Annotated in this window: 20 protein-coding genes; 9 read left to right on the forward strand and 11 right to left on the reverse strand. The window is 58.9% G+C overall.

The window, feature by feature from the left end:
- Nucleotides 1–18: 18 nt before the first annotated feature.
- The 5 genes from AB6B39_RS12795 to AB6B39_RS12815 are packed head-to-tail and all read left to right on the forward strand — an operon-like array spanning nucleotide 19 to nucleotide 5,648.
- Complete coding sequence (locus AB6B39_RS12795) at nucleotides 19–1,605, forward strand: exopolysaccharide biosynthesis polyprenyl glycosylphosphotransferase (RefSeq protein WP_284373693.1); 1,587 nt, start codon at nucleotides 19–21, stop codon at nucleotides 1,603–1,605.
- A complete protein-coding gene (locus AB6B39_RS12800; protein WP_284373695.1) occupies nucleotides 1,602–3,092 on the forward strand; it encodes a lipopolysaccharide biosynthesis protein in 1,491 nt (496 codons plus the stop codon). Before AB6B39_RS12795 ends, AB6B39_RS12800 begins: the two co-directional genes overlap by 4 nt.
- Complete coding sequence (locus tag AB6B39_RS12805) at nucleotides 3,089–3,982, forward strand: glycosyltransferase family 2 protein (protein WP_284373697.1); 894 nt, start codon at nucleotides 3,089–3,091, stop codon at nucleotides 3,980–3,982. Before AB6B39_RS12800 ends, AB6B39_RS12805 begins: the two co-directional genes overlap by 4 nt.
- The gene (locus AB6B39_RS12810) at nucleotides 3,979–4,731 is read left to right on the forward strand and encodes a polysaccharide deacetylase family protein (RefSeq protein ID WP_284373699.1); all 753 of its coding nucleotides are present in this window, start codon (nucleotides 3,979–3,981) and stop codon (nucleotides 4,729–4,731) included. Before AB6B39_RS12805 ends, AB6B39_RS12810 begins: the two co-directional genes overlap by 4 nt.
- Complete coding sequence (locus tag AB6B39_RS12815) at nucleotides 4,728–5,648, forward strand: glycosyltransferase family 2 protein (RefSeq protein ID WP_284373701.1); 921 nt, start codon at nucleotides 4,728–4,730, stop codon at nucleotides 5,646–5,648. Before AB6B39_RS12810 ends, AB6B39_RS12815 begins: the two co-directional genes overlap by 4 nt.
- A 22-nt stretch (nucleotides 5,649–5,670) precedes the next feature.
- Here the strand turns inward: AB6B39_RS12815 and AB6B39_RS12820 are convergent, their stop codons facing one another.
- Nucleotides 5,671–7,665 carry a GumC family protein gene (locus AB6B39_RS12820; RefSeq protein WP_371398610.1) on the reverse strand — a complete coding sequence of 665 codons (1,995 nt, stop codon included), beginning with the start codon at nucleotides 7,663–7,665 and terminating at the stop codon, nucleotides 5,671–5,673.
- Nucleotides 7,666–7,765: 100 nt separating this feature from the next.
- Here AB6B39_RS12820 and AB6B39_RS12825 point away from each other — a divergent pair, with 100 nt between their 5' ends.
- Nucleotides 7,766–8,680 carry a polysaccharide biosynthesis/export family protein gene (locus tag AB6B39_RS12825; protein WP_284373705.1) on the forward strand — a complete coding sequence of 305 codons (915 nt, stop codon included), beginning with the start codon at nucleotides 7,766–7,768 and terminating at the stop codon, nucleotides 8,678–8,680.
- Nucleotides 8,681–8,751: 71 nt separating this feature from the next.
- On the opposite strand, the gene AB6B39_RS12830 is transcribed toward AB6B39_RS12825, so the two are convergent.
- From AB6B39_RS12830 to AB6B39_RS12875, 10 genes are all read right to left on the reverse strand, one after another.
- Complete coding sequence (locus AB6B39_RS12830; protein WP_284373707.1) at nucleotides 8,752–9,042, reverse strand: hypothetical protein; 291 nt, start codon at nucleotides 9,040–9,042, stop codon at nucleotides 8,752–8,754.
- A 292-nt stretch (nucleotides 9,043–9,334) separates the two neighbouring features.
- Nucleotides 9,335–10,024 carry a nitroreductase gene (locus tag AB6B39_RS12835; RefSeq protein ID WP_284373710.1) on the reverse strand — a complete coding sequence of 230 codons (690 nt, stop codon included), beginning with the start codon at nucleotides 10,022–10,024 and terminating at the stop codon, nucleotides 9,335–9,337.
- A gap of 9 nt (nucleotides 10,025–10,033) precedes the next feature.
- Nucleotides 10,034–10,252, reverse strand: a complete 219-nt coding sequence (locus AB6B39_RS12840) for a hypothetical protein (RefSeq protein WP_284373712.1) — start codon at nucleotides 10,250–10,252, stop codon at nucleotides 10,034–10,036.
- Complete coding sequence (locus AB6B39_RS12845; protein WP_284373714.1) at nucleotides 10,249–10,419, reverse strand: hypothetical protein; 171 nt, start codon at nucleotides 10,417–10,419, stop codon at nucleotides 10,249–10,251. Before AB6B39_RS12845 ends, AB6B39_RS12840 begins: the two co-directional genes overlap by 4 nt.
- Nucleotides 10,420–11,243: 824 nt before the next feature.
- On the reverse strand, nucleotides 11,244–12,722 hold the full coding sequence (gatB, locus tag AB6B39_RS12850; protein ID WP_284373716.1) for an Asp-tRNA(Asn)/Glu-tRNA(Gln) amidotransferase subunit GatB: 1,479 nt from the start codon (nucleotides 12,720–12,722) through the stop codon (nucleotides 11,244–11,246).
- Complete coding sequence (locus tag AB6B39_RS12855; protein WP_284373718.1) at nucleotides 12,722–13,231, reverse strand: DUF4760 domain-containing protein; 510 nt, start codon at nucleotides 13,229–13,231, stop codon at nucleotides 12,722–12,724. Before AB6B39_RS12855 ends, gatB begins: the two co-directional genes overlap by 1 nt.
- Nucleotides 13,219–14,688, reverse strand: coding sequence for an Asp-tRNA(Asn)/Glu-tRNA(Gln) amidotransferase subunit GatA (gatA, locus tag AB6B39_RS12860; protein WP_284373720.1), 1,470 nt, complete (start codon nucleotides 14,686–14,688; stop codon nucleotides 13,219–13,221). Before gatA ends, AB6B39_RS12855 begins: the two co-directional genes overlap by 13 nt.
- 3 nt (nucleotides 14,689–14,691) lie before the next feature.
- Nucleotides 14,692–15,006 (reverse strand): Asp-tRNA(Asn)/Glu-tRNA(Gln) amidotransferase subunit GatC, encoded by a 315-nt coding sequence (gatC, locus tag AB6B39_RS12865; RefSeq protein WP_284373722.1) that lies wholly within the window; start codon nucleotides 15,004–15,006, stop codon nucleotides 14,692–14,694.
- 120 nt (nucleotides 15,007–15,126) lie between these two features.
- Entirely contained in the window at nucleotides 15,127–17,142 is a 2,016-nt protein-coding gene (locus AB6B39_RS12870; RefSeq protein WP_371398611.1) for an alpha/beta hydrolase family protein, read from the reverse strand.
- Between the two features lie 200 nt (nucleotides 17,143–17,342).
- Nucleotides 17,343–19,406: an alpha/beta hydrolase family protein gene (locus AB6B39_RS12875; RefSeq protein WP_284373726.1), complete on the reverse strand. Its 2,064-nt coding sequence runs from the start codon at nucleotides 19,404–19,406 to the stop codon at nucleotides 17,343–17,345.
- 135 nt (nucleotides 19,407–19,541) lie between these two features.
- Here AB6B39_RS12875 and AB6B39_RS12880 point away from each other — a divergent pair, with 135 nt between their 5' ends.
- The 3 genes from AB6B39_RS12880 (at nucleotide 19,542) to AB6B39_RS12890 (ending at nucleotide 21,430) form a co-directional block, all read left to right on the forward strand.
- Nucleotides 19,542–20,135 (forward strand): 1-acyl-sn-glycerol-3-phosphate acyltransferase, encoded by a 594-nt coding sequence (locus tag AB6B39_RS12880; protein ID WP_371398612.1) that lies wholly within the window; start codon nucleotides 19,542–19,544, stop codon nucleotides 20,133–20,135.
- An 80-nt stretch (nucleotides 20,136–20,215) separates the two neighbouring features.
- The gene (locus AB6B39_RS12885; RefSeq protein ID WP_371398613.1) at nucleotides 20,216–20,824 is read left to right on the forward strand and encodes a 1-acyl-sn-glycerol-3-phosphate acyltransferase; all 609 of its coding nucleotides are present in this window, start codon (nucleotides 20,216–20,218) and stop codon (nucleotides 20,822–20,824) included.
- A gap of 9 nt (nucleotides 20,825–20,833) precedes the next feature.
- Nucleotides 20,834–21,430 (forward strand): hypothetical protein, encoded by a 597-nt coding sequence (locus AB6B39_RS12890; RefSeq protein ID WP_284373732.1) that lies wholly within the window; start codon nucleotides 20,834–20,836, stop codon nucleotides 21,428–21,430.
- The last annotated feature ends 7 nt before the right edge of the window (nucleotides 21,431–21,437 follow it).

Here is a 21,437-nt window from a genome sequence, read left to right on the forward strand (position 1 = left end):
AACAAACTGGTGGGAAAAATGGCGAATAAGCTCGAACTGGCTGATACAAGCCCGGTACAGACAGAGGCCGGACCGCACGCCGTGGCACGTCCGCGAAGCGAATATGAGCGACGCGTCGCGCGCCCGGGCGATGGCTCGACAGTCCCGGTCGTGGACCGGCGGCGCAAACGTCAGAGCATTGATGATCTGACTGTTCCAACGCATCAGCGCAATCTCAATGCGCTGCGTTTCGGTATGAAATGTTTCGACATTGCCGCGATCACAAGCGTGATCGCTCTGGGCATCTGGCAGCATTATGTCGGCAATAACGGTCAGACCATTCTGGCGCCGATCGTCATTTCCGCCCTGGGCTCGGGCATTTTCATTTTCATGATGTTCTTTGCCAAGGCTTACCGGTTCCGTCCGACCGAAACGCTCGGTGAGCATTTGAAGACCGTGCTGATGGCCGGCCTGGCTGCGCTTGGCGTCTGGCTGTCAACAGCACTGATTTTGCGTCCCGAAACATTCCTGCCGGACGCGCTGGCGATGGCGGGTCTGGGCGGGCTCGTCCTGCTGCTCGGACTGCATACGCTATATGCGACCTATCTGCGCAAACTGCACGCATCCGGACGTTTGGCCCCGACGGTCGTCATGCTGGGCGCGACACATAGTGCGCGGCGGATCATCGAAGAAAATGCCAAGACGCGTGAATTGAATATCGTCGCCATTTTCGATGAAAGGCTGACCCGGGCTCCGCTCGAAATTCACGGCGTTCCCGTCGTGGGCAAGATTGGTGACCTGCTGCAATGGGAGGGCCTTCCTTACGTGAATCGCATCGTCGTGACGCTACCGAGCGCGGCGGCGGCACGTAAGCGCGACTTTGTGGAGAAGGTTCGACTGCTGCCCAACCGCATCGCCTATGTGGCCGACGCGTTCGAAAATCTTGATCATGTCAAACAGCGTCTGTCAGAAATCGCGGAAATCTCCGTCAACGACATTACCGGCAACCCGAAATCCGGCAGCCACACGGCGCTTAAACGGGCGATGGATATTGCCATCGGTTCGGTCGCGCTTGCCCTTCTGGCTATTCCGCTGGCGATTATCGCTTTGCTGATCCGGATGGATAGCCCCGGTCCGGTCCTGTTCCGTCAGCCGCGACACGGCTTCAATAACCGGGTTTTCAATGTGCTGAAGTTCCGCACCATGCGGACGGACATGTGCGATGTGAAAGCCGAACGTCAAACCGAAGCGGACGATCCGCGGATCACCAAGATCGGTCGTTTCATCCGCAAGACCTCCATCGACGAGCTTCCGCAGCTGATCAATGTCATTCGCGGCGATATGAGTCTGGTCGGACCACGCCCGCACGCTGTCGGGATGAAAACGGAAGGCCGCAGTTCGATCGAACTGGTCGAGGAATATGCCCATCGTCACAAGGTCAAGCCCGGCATGACCGGCTGGGCGCAGATCAATGGGTCGCGCGGCCCCCTCCATAATGGGGACGATGTACAGCGTCGCGTCCAGCTCGACGTGGAATATATCGAACGCTCCAACGTCATCTGGGATCTGGTTATCATGGCCAAGACCCTGCCCGTCATGCTGGGCGACCGCGAGGCAATCCGTTGACATCGAACCGGAATACGCTGGGACGGACGCTCCTCGCTTATTTGCCCGTCAATCTGGCCAATGTGCTGGTCAGCTTTGGGCTGATCGTTGTCCTGACGCGCCTGCTGAGCGCCGAGGAATTCGGGCGCTATGCGCTGGCGATGATCACGCTGCAATTCGCGCATATGGGGGCCTTTACTTGGCTCGAAGCCGCGATGGCGCGCTTTCAGGCCCGGGCCGAACGCGACAATGACGAGGCGTCGCATCTGCACACGCTTTATGCACTGGGCGCAGGGCTCGGATTATTTCTGACATTTATGTTCCTGGCGATCGTCTATCTGCTGCCGCTGTCGCGTGAGATGCAGACCGTTCTGGCCTTCGCGCTGGGATCAGCCGGACTGCAGGCCGTGTTCAATCTCGGCATGGAGGCGCATCGGGCCTCACACCGGATCATTCGCTACAGCCTGACCTATTCGGGCCAGACCCTGCTATCCTTCACAATCGGCATCGCGCTGGTCATGCTGACGCCCCTGCGTGAAAGCGGACCGTTTCTTGGTATCATCATCGGTCTGCTGGTCGGGCTGATGGTCGATTTGCCACGCATGCTGTCCCGTCAGTCGGGCGGTCGCATCGAAGCCGGTCGCGCCAGGCGTTACGCAGCCTACGGGCTGCCGCTCTGCCTTAGCCTGCTGCTGGGCTACACGCTCAATTCCTCGGACGTCTATATCATCGCAGCCCTGATGGGCGAAGCTTCCGCCGGGCAGTATAATGCGGGCTACAATCTGGCCAACCGGTCGCTGGAAATCCTATTTGTCTGGGTCTCCATGGCGATGACGCCAACGGCTATCGCCGCCTTCGAAAAGGTCGGCACGGAGGCCTCGCGCGATGTGATGCGCAGTTACGGGGCCAGCCTGCTCTGGATCGTCATGCCGGCGGCTGTCGGCATTGCACTCGTTTCCAATGACGCTGGCTTCATCCTGGGCGAAAGCGTGCGCACCGAAGCCGTTCAGGTCATGCCTCTAATCGCCTTTGCCGGTCTGATGAACGGGATCGTGACCTACTATGTCCAGCGCGCCTTCATGTTTTCCGGACGCACGCAGGACATCGTCTGGCTTATGATCCCGCCTGTCCTGCTGAATATCGGCCTGAATTTCCTGCTCATTCCGCGTTTCGGCCTAATGGGCGCCGTCGCGGCGACACTGGCAGGCTATGGCGCGGCTCTGATCCTGACCGTCATCGCCGCCCGGCGGCATTATCCGCTGCCCCTGCCCATCAAGGCCGCCGCGCAGATCGCGCTGGCCTGCGCCGTTATGGCGATCTGTGTGCAACTTCTGCCGCTGCAGCGTTACGAACCAGGTCTGGTGACCCTGATCATCAAAGCTGGCACAGGTGGAGCGGCCTATCTGGCGACCTGCTGGATCATCAATGCTGCGGATTGCCGGACCTTGGTCAGACAGGGTCTGGAGACGCTGGCTGCGCGCAGACGCGCCGTCGAGGCCGCATCATGAGTCCGCAACTCTCCATACTGGTTCCATTCTATCGCGACGATCCGTCCCCGCTTCTGCGCTCACTCGACACGCAGGACGTCGACACTGGCCGGATCGAAATCCGCATCATGGATGACGGGACCGGCGATCCGAGCTTGACCGAACGTGTCGCCGCGACGGTCGCGCAGATGCGCCTGCCGACCCATTTGCATTCAGCCGAGACCAATCGCGGCCGCTCCGCCACCCGCAACGCCTTGCAGCAGAATGCGCGCGCTGACTGGGTTCTCTTTCTTGATGCCGATATGCGCATCGACCATCCGGATTTCCTGAGCCGCTATCTCGACCGGATCGACGCCAATGATTGCGACATCGTCTTTGGCGGCTTCGATGTCGAAGACCACGCCGATGACAGAGATACGGATCTGCACCGTGTTCTGTCGCACAGTTCGGATTGCCTCAGCGCCGAACATCGCGCCCGTAACGGGGCCCAGCATGTCGCCTCGTCCAATCTCTGTGTCCGGCGGTCTGTTCTGGAAGCCCAGCCTTTCGATCCAGCCTTTCAGGGCTGGGGCTGGGAAGACAGCGAATGGGCCGCCCGCGTGTCCAGCACGCATCGGCTCCGCCATATCGACAATCCCGCCGTCCATCTGGGTCTTGAAACGACGGAGACATTGCTCTCGCGATTTGCCAGTTCGGGACCGAACTACCGTCGATATGTACAAGCCCATCCGACGCTCGCTGAGACGCTACCCTTGTTCAAGATCGTCACCCGCTTACGCCATGTTCCCGGACATGCGCTCGCCCGGCTGCCGCTCCGAAGCCTGGTCAGGATGCACGCTTTGCCGACGCGGCTGCGCGTTCTGGCGCTGAAATTGTGGCGTGCATCCCATTATGCCGAGGCCATGAAATGAACGCCAACATCTATCAGCCGCAATCGCAATTCGTGGCGAAAGTCCGCCGTCGCATGGCCCGCCATATGGCGTGCGAGACGATCACCCCGTCTCTGTCCAAGGGGGTGATCAGCCTGTCTTTCGACGATTGCCCGCGCTCCGTCGTCGAAAATGCCCTGCCCCTGATCGAAGCCAAGGGCTGGCGCGCCACCATCTACGCCTCGCTCGGCCTGTGCGACACGACCAACCACCTTGGCTTGCACATGTCGGAAGCCGACCTGAAAACGGCCCATGACGCCGGCCACGAAATCGGCGATCACAGCTTTTCGCATATGGACGCCATGCAGGCTGGACCGGCAGCCTTTCTGGACGACATCCGGAAAAATCAGGCTGGATTTGCCAGACTGAACCTGCCGAAAGCCCGGACATTCGCCTACCCTTACGGCGAAGTGACGCCGTCTGTAAAAAAACGGATCAGCCGCGAGTTCGCCCTGTCACGCGGCATCCATGATCCCAGCGATGCGTCGATTGACCTCAATCTGGCGGCATCGGCGCGGCTCTATTCCTCGACGATCAATCATGTGTGCGAACAGATTACGCATGCAGCAGTCCATCATCAGTGGCTGATTCTGTTCGGACATGACGTCCGTAATGATCCGTCCGAGTATGGATGCACGCCGGGCGAGCTTGCTCGCGTCATCGATCATATCGCGTCACATGATCTCGACGTCCTGCCCGTCGCAAGCGCATTGGAGCGTCTTCAGCCATGACCCAGATTTCGATCGTCATCCCGACCTTCAAACGACCAGACGATCTGTCGCGCCTGCTGCAGAGTATCGACCAGGATGTGCATGGCCGTGACGATGTGATGATCATCGTCGCCGATAATGATGTGAATGAAACGGCCCGCGAGACGGTCGAGGCCTTCCGAGCCGCCACGCAGCATCCCGTCCATTATACAGTCGCACCAGAGCCGGGCGTATCGAACGCACGCAATGCAGGCATGGCGCAGGTGATGAGCCGCTACGTTCTGTTTATCGATGACGATATGGAAGTCGTCGCGCCCTATCTCGAACCGCTGCTGGCAGCCCAGGCAAAGCTTGGAACAACCATTACATTCTCGCCCGTCATGGCCGTATTGCCAGACGGTCGAGATAGCTGGCAGCCTTGGCTGGCACCGCTTTTCTCGCGCAATCTCGACGGTCCGACGCGCTTGCTGGACGAGACACACGGGACCGGCGGTTGCCTGATCGATCTGCAAAATATGGCCCTGCCCTCACCGGTCTTCGACCCGACACTCAATGAAGTGGGCGGAGAGGATGACGCGTTCTTCAATGCGCTGCTGGCTCAGGGCGCGAGAGCGGGCTGGTGCGCCGAAGCTACAGCATTGGAGCATGTTCCACCGCACCGCGCGACCCTAGCCTATATGTGGCGACGACATTTCGCCTTTGGCCAGACGCCCGCGCGCGAAGCGGCGGATCGGGGCCTGTCGGGGATGATGGACATTGCCAAATGGATGGCTGTCGGCAGCATCCAGACGCTGATTCACGGCACCGCGTTTATCGCCATGAAGGCTCTGGGTCGTACCGCGTCCATCGGACAGCTGGGTCGTCTGGCCCAGGGTGTGGGGAAGATTTTCTGGTGGGACGGACTGAGCCCGCGCTTCTACGGCGTGAATGCACGCTAGGTCAGCGCTTTAACCTTGGGGTCTAGCCCCGGGTTCCCGTCAGATAGGGGTTCGCTGGAATAGTGCCATCCGGACCATGCGCGGCATAGGGGTCCGTAGCTGTGTACGTGTCTTGGCCTGCATATGGGTCTTGGCCCGCATAAGCGTTCGGATCGGGATAGGCGTAGGCCGGATCGACATAAGCCTGCTGAACCGGTGCAGGCTGATGGAACTGCCCTTCATAAAGCTGCGCGCTTGCCGGATAGGGTGCAGCTGGCATCGGTTGACCCGCATCATAGGCATACGGATCCGGCGCGTAAGGTTGCGCGGGCGGTTGCCAGGCTTCCGGCTGCCCTGATGTCGGATGTCCTGACTGCGGGACGGCGTAGCCAGCATTGTGATAATCGGCACTGTGATAATTGGCACTCATGGGGGAAAACCCTTCATTGGCCAGATTGCGTGAGGCGTAAGGCCCGGTTTGCGGATTGCGCGTCGTCGTCGCCGGAACGGCATAGAGGCGCGGATCGGCAAAGACGCGGAACAGGGCGAACATCAGCAAGGTAAAGACCCACGCCGCCGTTGCACCGACAAAGCCGAGCGCGCTCATATTGCGGCCCTTGATCGGGAAGGTCGACTTGGAAATGACTTTGACGTTTTCCGAAGCGGCTTCGGCCTGCTGCTGGTTGAGCAGCGCTTCCTGTTCCTTGCCCAGATAGGTCGTCAGGCGCAGCGTCAGCGTTTCGCGCTCACGCAGCAGCGCATTCAGGCGCGGTTCGATACCGGCCATCCGCCGCAACTTACCATCGGCAGAGTTCAGCTGTTGCTGCATGGTGATCTCTTTTTCGCGCAGACTGTTCGCTGTCGCCTGCACCGTGTTGCGCTGCGTCAGCAGGGCCTGATAAACCGGATTGGGCCCGACGCGCCGACCGCCCGTAATACGGTCCCCCTGGCCTGCCGTCAGGCTACGCAACTCATCGATTTCCAGCTGCTTCTGGCGGACAGGGTCGGAATTGGGCAGATATTTGGCAAGCAGCTGCTTCAGCTCGAGTTCGGCCTGGGCGATTCGGTTGGATGCCCGGTCATCAATGTAGAGATTAATCGTATCCGGCGTAGCCCGCAGCTGATCCTCGACACTGGCCAGGGAGCGCTCCAATTCGACGATTTGCGCACGCAGCCCATTCAGCGCCGCGCGCAGGTCCTCGGTTCGCGTCCGCGCGCCAGCCTGTTCCGATGTGAAGTCGGAAATCTGGTTCTTGTCAAGAAAGGCGGCGATTTCGCGATCGACCTGACGTAGACGCTGTTCCGTATCTGCCCGGCGTTCCGCAATGACGTCGCCCGTACCGTCCACGAAAATCGTGCGGCGATAGGTCATGTAGCTATCCATCAGCCGGTTCAGCGTGGACACGGCCAGATCCGGATCCTCATGCTTGAAAGACATGTCGACAACGGATGACTTGGGCCGCGTCGAAACATGGTAGGACATGTTCATCATACGGCGGAGCTTCATATATTCCTGGCGATAGGCCGTCGTGCCTTCGCTATGGCGCGCCATATCCGTGGCGATCTTTGGGGCAAAGGCCCGGAGGCCGCCCGGTGAGTCCTTGATCTGGGCGATGACATCGTCGATCACCCGGTCATTCTTCATCAGCGCGACTTCGTTTAAGGTAATTGTGTCCGGCGTCTGCATCAGGCTGGACTGAGCGTTGGTCCCCGCAACGGGCTGATAGACATATTCATCACCCAGTTGGACCATGACAGTGCCTTCGCCCGTATAGGTCCGCTTCATGTCCTTGGTCAGATGGAAGGCTCCGACTGCGCCTATCAGCGCCAGTGGAAAGACCCAGACCATTTGCCGGAAGAAAGATGCGATCATTTCGCCAATGCGGATATTGGGCAGGCCGTTGGCGTAGTCGCCGACGGTCAGATCGGCCGCACGAACCGGTGCAGGCGAATAGGCAGACGCAGCATCCGGCGTCCGGCTCTTTTCCTTGCCACGTCTGAACAATGCCATCGACACGCCTTCATCCTGCGCAGCCATCCTGGTGCGCGTTCATGGTTAATGGCGTGTGGGACTTAACAATTCCTTATCCATTCTTGTTAAGAAACAGGGTCGAAATCACCGTAGGAACGGATGTCACATGGCTGCGCGGATTGCGACTGGACGAAAAGGCCCCTACCGGGCCGTCATGGCTGTCATAGCCGCAGGATTCGTGGCTCTGGCACTGACCGCTCTCGGTACGACAGACGCCACGGCCCAGTCGCGCTATGCCCCGCAGCCGACGACGCATAATCAGCCCGCCCCTAATGGACGCTATTATCAATCGCCCCAGGCACCGCAAAAGTACAAATCCATCTTTCATCGTCTGCGCGGACAAAAGCATCCCGCCTATCAAGTGTCGCATACGCCGCTTGGTCAGTTCCACCACTGGATCGACTGGGAACCCGAATACAGGCTCGTCCCAGGCGATCAGCTCGACATTGTCGTCGGCTCCGCCCCGGAACTGTCCCGGACATTAACCGTCGGCCCGGACGGTCGGGTGGTCATGCCCATGAGCCAGCCTGTCATGGCGGCGGGGCGAACATTTGGAGAGGTTCAGACCGCATTGATGGCCGAGCTGGGTCAGCAGCTGCGTGACCCGCGCATTTCGGTCACGCCGCGCGCCTATGCGCCGGAACAGATCTATGTCGGGGGTCAGGTCGGCCAGCCCGGGACCTACACATTACCGGCCCGGGTCGGTGCTCTGGAAGCGATTCTGATGGCGGGCGGCATGACATCGACGGCGCAAGGGCGCGAAGTTGCCATATTAAGGCGCGCTCCCAATGGCGGCATGATGCTGCGGACGGTTAATATACGCGGCGGACTGCTGAATATCCGCGAATATAATGACACGGTGCAATTGCGCCGCGGAGATATCGTCTTCGTGCCCGCAACGACGCTCGCCGAAGTCGGAACGTTCATGCAGAATGTCCGCAATGCGCTTCCGGTCGATTTCAATATCAGCTATCAGTTCGGCGCCAATGGCGGCGGCGGCACGACGGTGCTGACACCATAAGTCCTTCACGAAAGAAACCTTCTCGCTGGACTATCTCTTGCGCCAGGCCGCTGACAGGCCTCGCAGGACGACTACGCCGCCAGATTTTCGCGATTTTCTGCCAGCCAGCCGCGCGCGGCCTTTTGTGCCAGCGTCAGGTCTTCGGCACTCATTTCCAGCTTGATCTCATCACGATAGGCTTTGGCCGGGAGTGATCCCATCATTGCCGCCAGACTGAACCATTTATGCGCTTCGACATAGTCGGGACCACGATCCTCGACATCGGTCGAATAGATCAGACCCAGCTTGAACAGATCGTCCTGACTGGCCGTATCGACAACGGCGTCGGCGGCCTCTTTCACTTCCATCATTGTGTAGGCCATGCGCCCCTCCACTAATTACCACATTCACCCAATCCTTCGGATCGGTAACGGGCCGCCAGTGTGTCCCAGCATACCCGCCATGAGACAACTTTTGCGAAAGTGGAGCTAACAAGCCGTAAACAGAAACAGCGTTAAGGGCGGTTTATTCTTGTTACCAGTCGTTATAGAGGCGTTACAATGAAGTATAGATATTGAATAAATGCAAGTTTATGAACTTATACTTCACACTGCATAAGCCTAATCGAAGTATGCCAGTTCATGTTTGAGTCACGAAAAAGATCGAAATTTCTGCTTAATCGTAGAATTTTGCCACATCGGACAGGCCTGCGCGGTCGGCATAGAGCGCATTGACAGGCGCATCCGGGTCCGCATAGCCGATCGCCATGCCAACCAGCACATGCTGTTCTTCGGGAATATCGAGTAATTCTTGGCTGACCGAGGTCCAGTTCCGCCACCAGCCCTGCGGCGCTGTATGCAGCCCCTGTTCGCGCGCCAGCAGCATGATGGATTGCAGCAGGATACCGATATCCATGTGCTGCGGCATTTCCAGACGTTTGTCCCCTGTGATGATCAGGCCGACCGGGGCCCCGAAGAAACGCGCATTTTCGGCGAGCCAGCGCAGGCGGCTCATCTTGTCTTCGCGCGGAATATCCAGCAGCGCATACATGTCCTCCCCCAGCTTGTAGCGCCAACTGCGCTGCGGCTCCCACAAGGGCGACGGATAGGCCCGGTAGGTCGGCTCTTCCGTCTGGCCCGACAGGGTGCGTTCCGTCGCCCGACGGGTAAAGGCGGCCAGCGTATCGCCCCGCATGACGTGAATGTTCCAGGGTTGCAGATTGCCGCCGGACGGGCTGCGCAATGCCGTACTCAGCAGCGTCTTAAGCGTATCCTCGGGCACGGGTGTGTCGAGAAATCTCCGGACGGTTATGCGGCTGTTCAGCGCTTCGGTGACGGTCGGACTTGGGTCAGTGGTCAGGGTCATAAGGACCCGTTAGCGGCTTGCGTTGTCGGGTTCCAGATCAAGAACGGCTTCAGCCGCCATCTGATGGCTGAGCTTTCGCAGAAACCACCATTGCAGCAATCCGAACAACAGGACTCCGACCGCGATGAAGCGCCCAATCACCGCTCCGCCCGAAATCCAGAGCACGAAGACAACCAGCGCCAGCGTCACCCATGCCGTCGCCATGCGAAAGATCAACAGACCGTTCATTTTCTGAACCGCTCCTGGATCAGGACAATGAAAAAGTAATCGGCCAAGCCCACGGCAATGCCGGCACCCAGCGACTGCCACAGCGGAAAGTCCGCCCTGTTCATCAGAAATGCGAGACCGACGCCGATGATCATGGCGCCGATGGCCGGGCCTTCGCGAAATCTCATCCTGTTGGCCCCGCTCATACCCCGTGATCGATATGGCAGCCTATTCCGCCGACAGAACATCACGCAAGTCCTTGGATGCAGGCCTTTTGGTCCAGTCGGACGACATGACATTGCAAATCTAGGCGTCAATGTGCGGAAAATCAGTAGAGCAAATCACGCGGTTCAGTCGCACCGTCGCATAGCGACTGCACCAAAGTGTCAGCATAATCGTCGATATCGTCCCGCAAGCGGCCCGGAATCATCGCGGTCATCGGTTGCCCGCTTGGCAGATCGTCGAACCCCCCCGAGCGCCATGACACCGATCGTCGGATCCAGCATAAGGCCGAGGCCGTCTTCGAATATCCCGACGGAATGACTGCCAAGCGCTACGCCCCCCGCTCCAACGCTTGGAAGATGTGACTGGCTCGCGCATTGTGATTGTCACAATCCAGAATATCGCTCTCCATAAGCGAGGGACATCCAACGCTATCAACTCTCCATAGGGACGGGACTGATAAGCCGTCAGCGTCGCAAACATCGCCATGACCATTTCTTCGGTATCTTTCATTACCGTGACAGATCGCCTTCGAACCTGTCGCGACATTGGCTCTATTTCGTCCGGACGTCCCCAGCATCCTCGAAAGCAGCCAGAGTCACGGGACCCAGCCTGTCCAGATCGCAGGATGCAGTCCGCGCAGCTATGTTCTCCCAAACAAACTCAGCAGGAAGAGTGTTAGCGCAACAACAATCTCAAGGTGTAACATACCCGCCCCAATAGACGTTGGCGAGACCTGTCGAATGCAAGGATTAACAGAAGACGACGAAATGCAGCACCTGAGGCAGCCTCAGAGTCCCAACTTGCCCCGCAGTAATGTGTTGACGGCTTGAGGGTTGGCTTTGCCCTGGCTCTGCTTCATCACCTGACCGACGAAGAAGCCGAGTAGTTTCGGGTTTTCCTTGGCTTTTTCGGCCTGATCCGGGTTGTCGGCCAGAACCTTGTCGACCATGGCTTCGATCGCGCCCATATCGGTGACCTGTTTGAGGCCATCGCGTTCGATAATCGCGTCTGCCGTGCCCTCGCCCGCAAACATTTTGGCGAACACATCCTTGGCGATCTTGCCGGAAATGGTCTTGTCTGCGATCCGGTCGATCAGACCTCCCAACGTGTCCGCAGAGACAGGACTATCGTCGATACCGAGTTCATCATTATTCAAGCGCCCGAACAGTTCGCCCATCATCCAGTTGGACGCGATCTTGGCGTCTCGGCCTGATGCCAAGGCCTCGAAATAGTCGCCCGTCGCTTTGTCCGCTGTCAGCACGCCGGCGTCGTAATCCGGCAGGCCGTACTGCTCCATAAAGCGGGCTTTACGCGCGGCCGGCAGTTCGGGCAAATCGGCCTTGATCCGTGCGATGAAATCATCGCTGAGTTCCAGCGGCAGCAGGTCCGGATCGGGGAAGTAGCGGTAGTCGTGCGCGTCCTCCTTGGAGCGCATGGTCCGCGTCTCGCCCTTGTTCGGGTCGAACAGACGCGTTTCCTGATCGATCTCGCCGCCCGCTTCGAGAATTTCGATGTGGCGTCGGGCTTCATAGCCGATCGCCTGACGAATGAACCGCAATGAGTTGACGTTCTTGATCTCGCAGCGCGTGCCGAGTTCGCCGCCCGGCTTGCGGACCGACACGTTCACATCGGCGCGCAGATTGCCCTTCTCCATGTCGCCGTCGCATGTGCCGAGCGCCCGCACGATCTGACGCAGCGCATCGACGTAAGCCGAGGCTTCGGCGGCGGAGCGCATGTCTGGTTTGGACACGATTTCCATCAGCGCCACGCCGGAACGGTTAAGGTCCACATAGGTTTCGTCAGGCGACAGGTCATGAATGGATTTCCCCGCATCCTGCTCGAGGTGCAGCCGCTCGATCCCGACCGTGACCGGCTCGCCGCCTTCGGGCGTGATCTCGATCTCTCCCTCGCCGACGACCGGATGCTCGAACTGGCTGATCTGGTAGCCCTGCGGCAGGTCGACGTAGAAATAGTTCTTGCGGTCGAAGCGGGAGAATTTGTTGATCTTGGCATTCAGCCCCAGCCCGGTGCGGACGGCCTGTTCCACGCAAAATTCATTCACGACCGGCAGCATGCCCGGCAGGCCCGCATCCACGAGCGAAACCTGCGTATTCGGCTCCGCCCCGAACGCCGTCGGCGCACCGGAGAATAGCTTGGCGTTCGATGCAACCTGAGCATGGACTTCCAGCCCGATGATCAGCTCCCAAGGGCCAGTCTCGCCTTCGAGCCAGTCTTTTTCGTCTGCAACGCGGGGGGCAATGAACATCAACTTACTCCTTCCTTACTCCATTTTCGAGCAAGCTCGCAGAAATATCCGTACGTATTATCATTCCCAGATATACTTCGAGCTTCACAAACATATGGCTCGAAGAACTTCCAATCCTGCACAAATCTGGAACCAATTAGATTTTTTGAGTATTCTTCGCACAAGCCCCCATTTAACACTCCTGCCGCAAAAGCTTCCTGTCGGTTGAGATACTTTCTAACCGCAACCATGTCGGGATTATCATTTGGGAGTTGTTTCAGCATATCGCCTGAATTCTTGTTTGAATTAACTACGCGAAAAACTTTTTCGCGTAGTTCTCTGAATTCGTCATTGTTGGTTTCTCTGATGAAATAATCAAATGCAGCACGCCTGTTAGCATCACCACGTGCAGCTTTGATTTGAAAGACTGTCATATAAATAAGAAGGGCAGTCATCCCAACGACTAGATAATTTGGTAGAATTTGAACAAATTCCGGCCAGCTAAATTGTCCCCACATTACTTTTTCCACCACGTCTCCGGCTTCGCAGTAAACCCAGCCGCCTGCTCCAGCGCCCCGGCTGCCTTGAATACCGTGCTTTCATCCAGCGCGCGACCGATCACCTGCAGGCCTAGTGGCAAGCCGTTGCCATCGAGCGCCGCTGGAACGCTGATCCCTGGCAGGCCCGCCAGGTTTGCGGTCACTGTGAACACGTCATTGAGATACATCTGGATCGGATCGTTGATTTTGCGACCGACAGGAAAAGCCGCACTCGGCGCCGTCGGGGTCAGCAGCACGTCGCAGCTTTCCCACGCCTGGCGGAAATCATCCGCGATCTTGGTGCGGACCTTCTGCGCGCGCAGATAATAGGCATCGTAATAGCCAGCAGACAGCACATAAGTGCCGATCATGATGCGGCGGCGGACTTCATCGCCAAAACCTTCCATGCGCGTCCGCTCATAGGTGTCGGCGAGGTCTTCACCCTCGACCCGCAGGCCGTAGCGCATCCCATCGTAACGCGCGAGGTTGGAGGAGGCCTCCGCCGGTGCGACGACGTAATAGACGGGCAGCGCATATTTGGTGTGCGGCAGGGAAACATCCACGATCTCCGCGCCCGCGTCGCGCATCCATTCCACGCCCTGCGCCCAGACCTCGTCGATCTCCTTCGGAATACCGTCCATCGTATATTCGCGCGGTACGCCGACGCGCAGGCCTTTGACGGACTGCCCGACGCAGGCACGCCAGTCCGGCACATCCGCGTTGATCGAGGTGCTGTCCTTGGGGTCATAGCCTGCCATGGACTCCAGCAGGATCGCCGCGTCTTCGACGGTCTTGGCAATCGGTCCGGCCTGATCCAGCGAGCTGGCAAAGGCGACGATGCCATAACGCGAGCAGCGGCCATAGGTCGGCTTGATACCGACCGTGCCCGTAAAGCCTGCCGGCTGGCGGATGGAGCCGCCCGTATCGGTCGCCGTCGCGCCGAGACAGAGGTCGGCGGCCACGGCAGCCGCCGAGCCGCCGGATGAGCCGCCGGGTACGAGGTCCTCTCCGTTTCTCCATGGATTGATGACCGGTCCGAAACAGGAGGTCTCATTCGCCGAGCCCATGGCGAACTGATCGAGGTTCAGCTTGCCCAGCATCACCATCCCGTCCGCCTGCATATTGGCGGAGACAGTGCTTTCATAGGTTGGGGTGAAGTCGCCAAGAATTTTCGAGGCTGCAGTCGTCCTGACGCCTTCGGTGCAGAACAGGTCCTTCACGCCGAGCGGCGCACCTTCCAGTTTGCCGACCGTGCCGGACGCCCGGCGAGCGTCAGACGCTTTCGCCTGATCGCGGGCCAGATCGAAGGTCGGCGTGATGAAAGCGTTCAGACCCGAGGCCGCTTCGCAAGCGTCGATATGGGCATCCGTCAGCTCGACAGACGAGAACTCTCCGGACGCCATGCCGTCCAGCGCGCCCGCAAGCGTGAGTTTGGTAAGGTCCGACATGATCTACTCCACGGACCGCGGAACGACGAAAAAGCCGTCTTCGGACTTGGGTGCGTTGGCGAGGACCTGATCACGGATGCCACCTGCCGTGACTTCGTCCGCACGCATCGGCGCTTTCATGGCGACGGCGGAGGTCATCGGCTCAACCCCGTCGCAATCGACCTCGCTCAGCTGTTCGATCCAGGACAGAATGCCGTTCAGATCATCGGCGATGCCGCCGCACTGCGCATCTTCCACATGCAGACGCGCCAGACGGGCGATTTTCCTGACATCGTCGCTGCTGACAGCCCCGGAATCATTCGTGTGAGGTTCGGCCACGCGGCCCTCCCATTGTCTAAGGAACGGCCCGTTACCAATGGCGACAGTCAGTCGCAAGCATTAGCGCGTCGCGGGCTGCAGCTGATCTCAGCGAGGCACAGAATTACAGCATAACGGCGATCAGGGCGCATCCGCTTTTGCGGGATCAGAGGCCGACGGTGCAAGATGTGTCGCAAAGAAAGCTTCCAGCTTTTTCAGATAGGCGACGCGGCTGCTTCGCGGCCAGGTCCCATGCGTATGCCCCCCGTAAAGCTCCAGCAGCTCAACCGAGCGACCCGACTTGTTCAGCGCCTTCTCCAAATCCTTGGAATGGTCGATCTCGACCGTATTGTCATAGGTCGCATGGATCAGCAGCACGGGATCTTCATAACGATCCACCAGATTGATCGGGGATATGGAAGCCAGCAGATCCTTATCCGCCTTGCGTTCCCCGATCGCCTTTTCCCAATAGGCCAGTTGCGGCGAATTGCGGCCATGCGTCTTACGCTCATCTTTGAGGAATTGATTGAGGTCGCTCGGCCCTCCGCCTGCGACGATGCAGGTATAAAGCTGCGGCTGCAAAGCGCCGGCCAGCAGCGCGGCATAGGCCCCGTAGGAATAGCCCATGATACAGGTCTCTGATCCGGCGATATCCTGCCGCTTTTGCAGCCACAGGGTCGCGTCGATGACGTCCGTATGCATGACACCGCCCCATTGGCGGTATCCCGCCGAGGCAAAGGCGCGGCCATATCCGCTGGAGCCGCGGAAATTGACACGCGCAACAGCATAGCCGCGCGATGCCAGAAACTGCACGTCGCGGTCATAGTCCAGAACGTCGCGCTGTTCGGGTCCGCCGTGTATCATCATGATCAGACGCCCCTTGGAGTTCTTCCCGGGCACTGTGAGGTACCCTGTCAGGGTCGTCCCGTCGCGGACCGGGATGTCCAGTACCTCCGTTTCAGCCTCCAGCGCATTGTGCAGGCTGCGATTCTTTCGGGCAATACGTTTCGTGTCCTTCGCCTTGAAATCGTAGATATAGTAGGCCCCGGGCTCATCGGACGCGCTGGCATAGACCAGAGCCGCGCTGCCATTGTCAGCGATCTTGCTGAAAGACACGTTCCAGTCGCCTTCGAAATAGCCGTTCAGTGTGTCGAGATGATCCTGCAGGGTCGCATCGACCAAGACATATTCGATCGTATCGCGCCAGATCTGCGCCCCCATATAGGCGCGGCTTTTAGGATCGATCAGCGCATGACTGACATCATGACGATCGTCCTCGAACAATGTCTCGACGAATTCATTGGTCCGGATGTTATAGACCCGCACAGCTCGCCGGGGCTGCTCGTCCCGCCCGTCGAGAACGAAAAACTCGTCAGGATTGGCTGTCGGGCCCAAAGGCTGCAGGTCCATGAATTTATCGTCTTCGGAATTGTTCTGCACAAAACTGCGCAGCAGCTTCCACCGGGTCCGCGTATCGCTCGGATCAGCCCCATCTTCAGGCGTGTAGAGATTGATTTTCCGGCAGGTATTCGTCGCACAATCGAACCGCAGGCTGGGACGGCCGGTCACATCCGTGAACCAGGACAACGTCATGTCGCGGCCCTTGGCTATACGCTCGGCTTCGCCCGTCTCGACATTGACCCGGAACAGATCAAAGTCGCCGTTTCGCCATGCCCCCATCACGATGTGATCCGGATCATCCGGCATCATGTCGACCACACGGTTAAGGCGGATATTGGTATTCAGAATGCGTTCTTCATTTTCGAACAGAATGACGGGCTTCCGCCGATCCCGGATATCGTGCGAGAAAATACGCGCTGTGGGCAGATGAATTTTGCGTCCCTCGACACGTAATTGCGTGGAAACGGAGGCGAGGATCGTGGTGTCCGACGCCCATTCCACCCAAGTAAAACTCATCCCTTCGGGAATGGTGAGCCCGCCGACGCGCTGCAGGGTTCGTCGATCATAGATACGCGCTTCAGACGATCCATCCCGGTTGAACCGGACCATTGAGTAGAGATTGCCGTTCGGGCTCAGGCTGACATGCTCGAAATAGGTCGCCCCGGCAAAATCAGTGACCGATTGCGCGTGAGCCGACACGGTTGCTGTCAGTGTGATCAGGCAGAGGGTGAGCGCCGCCAGAACGCGGCGTCCCACTTTGGCTGTCCGTGACCCTACCCGCATGCATCCCTCCTATCGCACTGGACGCGATCTGGCGCGTCATACCCGGATCACGTGTAGCAATGTAACGTGCGGTTGTCATTCATACGCTTATGAAAACATCCGAATTTTGACATTTGACGTCATAACGCCGCGCCCATCACGCAAATTTGGTGGCGGTCACACCTCTGAGCAGTTTAATTCGCTGCGGTCGTTTCCGGGAAAACCCCACCTAGAAACGCCTCCAGTCGCTCGAAATAGGTCGTGGAGACTTCGATCGACCAGCTATCGTGACGATGCCCGACGGGCAGAACCAGCTTTTCAACGGACTTGCCTGCTCTCTCGAGCGCTTTTTGCATCTTTGTGGACTGATCGAGATCGACGATGCGGTCATATTCGCCATGAACAAGTAGAACCGGATCGTCGAAACGACTGGCCAGATTGACGGGGGACGCCGCCTCAAGCTCGGCCCGGTCCGTCTTCATATCGCCAATGGATTTCGTCCAATATTCGAAGGTGCTTGAATTCTTGCCATAGGTCCTGCGGTCATCCTTGAGGGATTGATAAAGATCCGACACACCCGACCCCGCGATCACACAGGCGAAGAGATCCGGGCGCTTGGCCCCTGCAAACAGGGCGGCGTAACCACCATAGGAGTGCCCCATGATGCAGGTCCGGTCCGGCGTTGCGTGCCCGCTGGACACCATGAACCGGGTCGCGTCGATCACATCGTCATGCATCGTCCCGGCCCACTGCCGGTAGCCCGCTTCGGCAAACGTCCGGCCATAGCCCGATGAGCCCCGGAAATTGATCTGGAGCAGCTGATACCCCCGCGACGTCAGGAACTGCACATCCCGGTCATAGTCGAAATAGTCGCGGCTTTCCGGCCCGCCATGCACCAGCACGATCAACGGCGCCGCCGTCACGGGCTCGCCGTTCTGTAATGGCCGCGTATGATAGCCCGTGATCGCCTGGCCATCGCGCGTCGGGATCGACACAATATCCGTGCGTGAAGGCAGTTCGGACGGGATCGCCTCAGCGGCACTGACAATTTGCGTCAGCGACTGGTCGTCAAATTCATAGATGTAATAGCCGCCCGGATCGTTCGGTGCCGACACGAAGGCGAGGGCGCGGCGTCGATCTTCGGAAAATCCGGCTATGATGACATTGGCCCGGTCCCCGAAATGGGCATTGACCCTGTCCATATGAGTTTGAAGATCCGTATCGACAAGGTGATATTCGAGCCGATCGCGCCAGAGATAGGCCCCCGCATAATCTCCCGTTTTCGCATTGATCAGGGTCCCGCCGACATCATGATCGGGGTCCGAGAACACATCCTTCACGAATCGGTTGGTCCGGACATCGAAAATCTTGATGGCTCTGTGGGACTGGTCCTCGCCCTCCACTTCGACATAGAATTGATCGGGATGATCCGCCGCCGCCACCCACGTCATGGTCTGGACCTCTTCGTCTCCGCGCTGCTCGACTTCAAGCGTCAGGACTTCGCCCCATTTCGCATCGGGGTTTTCGGGCACTTCACCGTCGCTCAGGCGATGGACCTTGATTTCGCGGCACGTATTCGTCGCGCAATCCATCCGCACGGCGGGTTTGTGCTGCTTGTTCGTGAACCATCTGATCGTAAGGGGATGCCCCTTGGCGATCCGTTCTGCGGTCCCGTCATCAATGTTGACCTTGAACAGGTCATAGTCGCCATTCCGGCGCGCACCCATGACGACATGATCCGGATCATCCGGCAGCAGGTCGACTACGCCTGAGAGTTTGACGTTACTGTCGCGTAGCTTCTCTTCTTCACCGAACAGCACGCTCATCAACTTGCTGCCGTCCAGTTTTATCGCGAGGATGCGACCGATCGGCTGTCGGTAGTATCGCGCACCGATAACCCAGCGTGTCTCGATCGACATCAGTAGCGTGTCCGGCGAACTCCATTCCAGCCAGTTGACCTTATAGTCGTCCGGGATCGAAATCTTCCGAAGCACGGGCATTGACGGATCGGTGATGTCCTTGACCAGCAGCCGGTCCACGGGCGCCGAAACCCGCTCGTCGGGCTTGCACCGCTCGGGCGGAAGCCGTTCCAGACGCGTCGTCCGGCAGATCGTCTCGAACGACCGCGCGATATAGGCAACCTTCCCTCCCTCAGGGCTCATTTCCATCATCATGGCGGTGCGCTTCATGGCGAAATCGCGGGCGCTCGGCGGGCCCGCCAGAGCGATCGAGGCAAGAGCGAGTGTAACCGGAAACATCGTAGCTGCAGCGCACCATCGTCTCAAAGACATTCACGAACCTCTTACGTCATCTGCAAAACGCGCCTTCAGATGCGCTAACAGAGCGGGTTCACCGTTGAAACCCGCCTTGCACATCGCTATCGCGCGCAGATCATGAAGTATGACAATCCCCATATGTCTCCGCATTCACCCCGCATGGGCAATGCGTTCACGCGCTGGGTCGGCTCGGTCGGTCTGAAGCTGATCGGGTGGGAGCTGAAAGGGCGCATGCCCGATGCACCGAAATTCGTCATTATCGGCGTTCCGCATACATCCAACTGGGACGCGATCTCGGCGTCGCTCGCCATGCTCGCCAGCGGTTTCAAATATACGTTTCTGATCAAGCAGGAGTGGTTCTTCTGGCCGATGGGTCCGATTTTCCGAGCGCTCGGCGGCTATCCGGTCGACCGTTCGAAAGGCAGCAATGTCGTCCGCCAGCTGACCCGTATTTTCGAAGAGAATGACCGAATCTGTATCGGTTTTCCGCCGGAAGGCACACGCGCAAAGGTCGATAAATACAAGACAGGCTTTCTGCGGGTCGCCTACGCCGCCAAAGTTCCGGTCTTCATCTGTGCCTTTGACGGGCCGAACAAGCATGTCGTGCTCGACAAGGAGTTCCCGCTGACGGGCGATATCGATGCCGATGCCAAAGCGATCAAGGATTATGTCGACGCGACCTGGGTCGGGGTCAATCCTGAGCGCCAGTAAAAACCGCAATAAAGCAGTCGTGAAGGACGGGCCGCAATCGCCGTTCGCCCACGACCCTGAACCATGATAGCAATGCCCTAATGAGCAGCGATCCTACACCCGTCACAACAATCGATGGCGCAACCGATTATCCCCGCCAAGGCAACGGTCTGACGCGGTGGATCGGGCTCACTTTGCTGAAATTGATGGGCTGGAGGATCAAGGGCGAGTGGCCAGACGTGCCCAAGCTGGTCACAATCGGTGCGCCGCATACGTCCAACTGGGACCTGGGGTTGGCTATGGGGATGATGCTGGGATGGAATCTGCGCCTGTCCTGGATGATGAAGAAGGAAGCCTTCGTCTGGCCGCTGGGATGGCTCTGGAAAAAGATGGGCGGGATACCGATCGACCGGAAAGCCGCACAGGATATTGTCGAGCAGACGGCAGACGCCTTTGCCCGGCGCGACAAGCTGCATCTGGGCATTACGCCCGAGGGAACGCGCTCGAAGGTCGGCGGTTTTCGCAAGGGCTATCTGCGGATCGCATACGCCGCCAATGTTCCGGTCTTCCTGGTCGGTGTAGATGCCCCGAACCGTCAGGTCGTTCTCGACAAATTCTGGCCGCTGACAGGCGACATCGATGCCGACAATGCTGCGATCGAGACCTATTACCGCGACACCTATCAGGGCATTCACGCCGCCAAGAGCTAGCCCGGCTTTGTGAACACGCCGACCCACGCCCTTGTCGCCCTTGCTTGCCTGTCGCGGCGCGATGCAAAAATCCGCAATCGCTGGGTTCTGGCTGGAGCGCTCCTCCCGGATGCGGTGATCTTTCTCTGGGCGCCTTGGCAGCACTGGATTGTCGGACGGGACTGGAGCGCGATCTGGAATCAGCATTATTTCGAAGCGCCGATGCAGACGGGAATTGCCCTTTTCAACAGCGTTCCGATCTTCGCCCTGCTGCTGATCTTCGGTCTGTGGCAACGTCATCGATACTGGGGGCTCTATCTGGCTGTTTTCGCTGGAGCCGCCCTGTTGCACATCGCCCTCGATGCGCCAGTGCACGGGCATGATGCCTATCGGCATTTCTGGCCGTTGAGCGATTGGCGCTTTTACAGCCCGGTCTCCTACTGGGACATCAATCTGCATGCCCGCTGGGTGTCACTGGTCGAAGCCGCCATCGTAATGGCCTGCACCGCTATCCTCTGGCGGCGGTTCAAGGCGCTCTGGACCCGGCTGGTCCTGTCCGTCCTGCTGGGGCTGACACTGCTCGGCGCACTTCTCCAACAGCTTGCTCCGCTCTTCGCCTCCGGCTAGGCGCGCT

This window comes from Algimonas porphyrae, assembly GCF_041429795.1.
Classification (GTDB): domain Bacteria; phylum Pseudomonadota; class Alphaproteobacteria; order Caulobacterales; family Maricaulaceae; genus Litorimonas; species Litorimonas porphyrae.

Excerpts from the sequence above, each read along its gene's own strand:
- AB6B39_RS12840 (WP_284373712.1), bottom strand. The coding sequence starts at position 10,252 with ATGAACGGTCTGTTGATCTTTCGCATGGCGACGGCATGGGTGACGCTG.
- AB6B39_RS12835 (WP_284373710.1), bottom strand. The coding sequence starts at position 10,024 with ATGACCCTGACCACTGACCCAAGTCCGACCGTCACCGAAGCGCTGAAC.
- AB6B39_RS12805 (WP_284373697.1), top strand. The coding sequence starts at position 3,089 with ATGAGTCCGCAACTCTCCATACTGGTTCCATTCTATCGCGACGATCCG.
- AB6B39_RS12815 (WP_284373701.1), top strand. The coding sequence starts at position 4,728 with ATGACCCAGATTTCGATCGTCATCCCGACCTTCAAACGACCAGACGAT.
- gatA (WP_284373720.1), bottom strand. The coding sequence starts at position 14,688 with ATGTCGGACCTTACCAAACTCACGCTTGCGGGCGCGCTGGACGGCATG.
- AB6B39_RS12845 (WP_284373714.1), bottom strand. The coding sequence starts at position 10,419 with ATGAGATTTCGCGAAGGCCCGGCCATCGGCGCCATGATCATCGGCGTC.
- AB6B39_RS12820 (WP_371398610.1), bottom strand. The coding sequence starts at position 7,665 with ATGGCTGCGCAGGATGAAGGCGTGTCGATGGCATTGTTCAGACGTGGC.
- AB6B39_RS12880 (WP_371398612.1), top strand. The coding sequence starts at position 19,542 with ATGAAGTATGACAATCCCCATATGTCTCCGCATTCACCCCGCATGGGC.
- AB6B39_RS12830 (WP_284373707.1), bottom strand. The coding sequence starts at position 9,042 with ATGGCCTACACAATGATGGAAGTGAAAGAGGCCGCCGACGCCGTTGTC.
- AB6B39_RS12825 (WP_284373705.1), top strand. The coding sequence starts at position 7,766 with ATGGCTGCGCGGATTGCGACTGGACGAAAAGGCCCCTACCGGGCCGTC.
- AB6B39_RS12810 (WP_284373699.1), top strand. The coding sequence starts at position 3,979 with ATGAACGCCAACATCTATCAGCCGCAATCGCAATTCGTGGCGAAAGTC.
- AB6B39_RS12885 (WP_371398613.1), top strand. The coding sequence starts at position 20,216 with ATGAGCAGCGATCCTACACCCGTCACAACAATCGATGGCGCAACCGAT.
- gatB (WP_284373716.1), bottom strand. The coding sequence starts at position 12,722 with ATGTTCATTGCCCCCCGCGTTGCAGACGAAAAAGACTGGCTCGAAGGC.
- AB6B39_RS12875 (WP_284373726.1), bottom strand. The coding sequence starts at position 19,406 with ATGTTTCCGGTTACACTCGCTCTTGCCTCGATCGCTCTGGCGGGCCCG.
- AB6B39_RS12795 (WP_284373693.1), top strand. The coding sequence starts at position 19 with ATGGCGAATAAGCTCGAACTGGCTGATACAAGCCCGGTACAGACAGAG.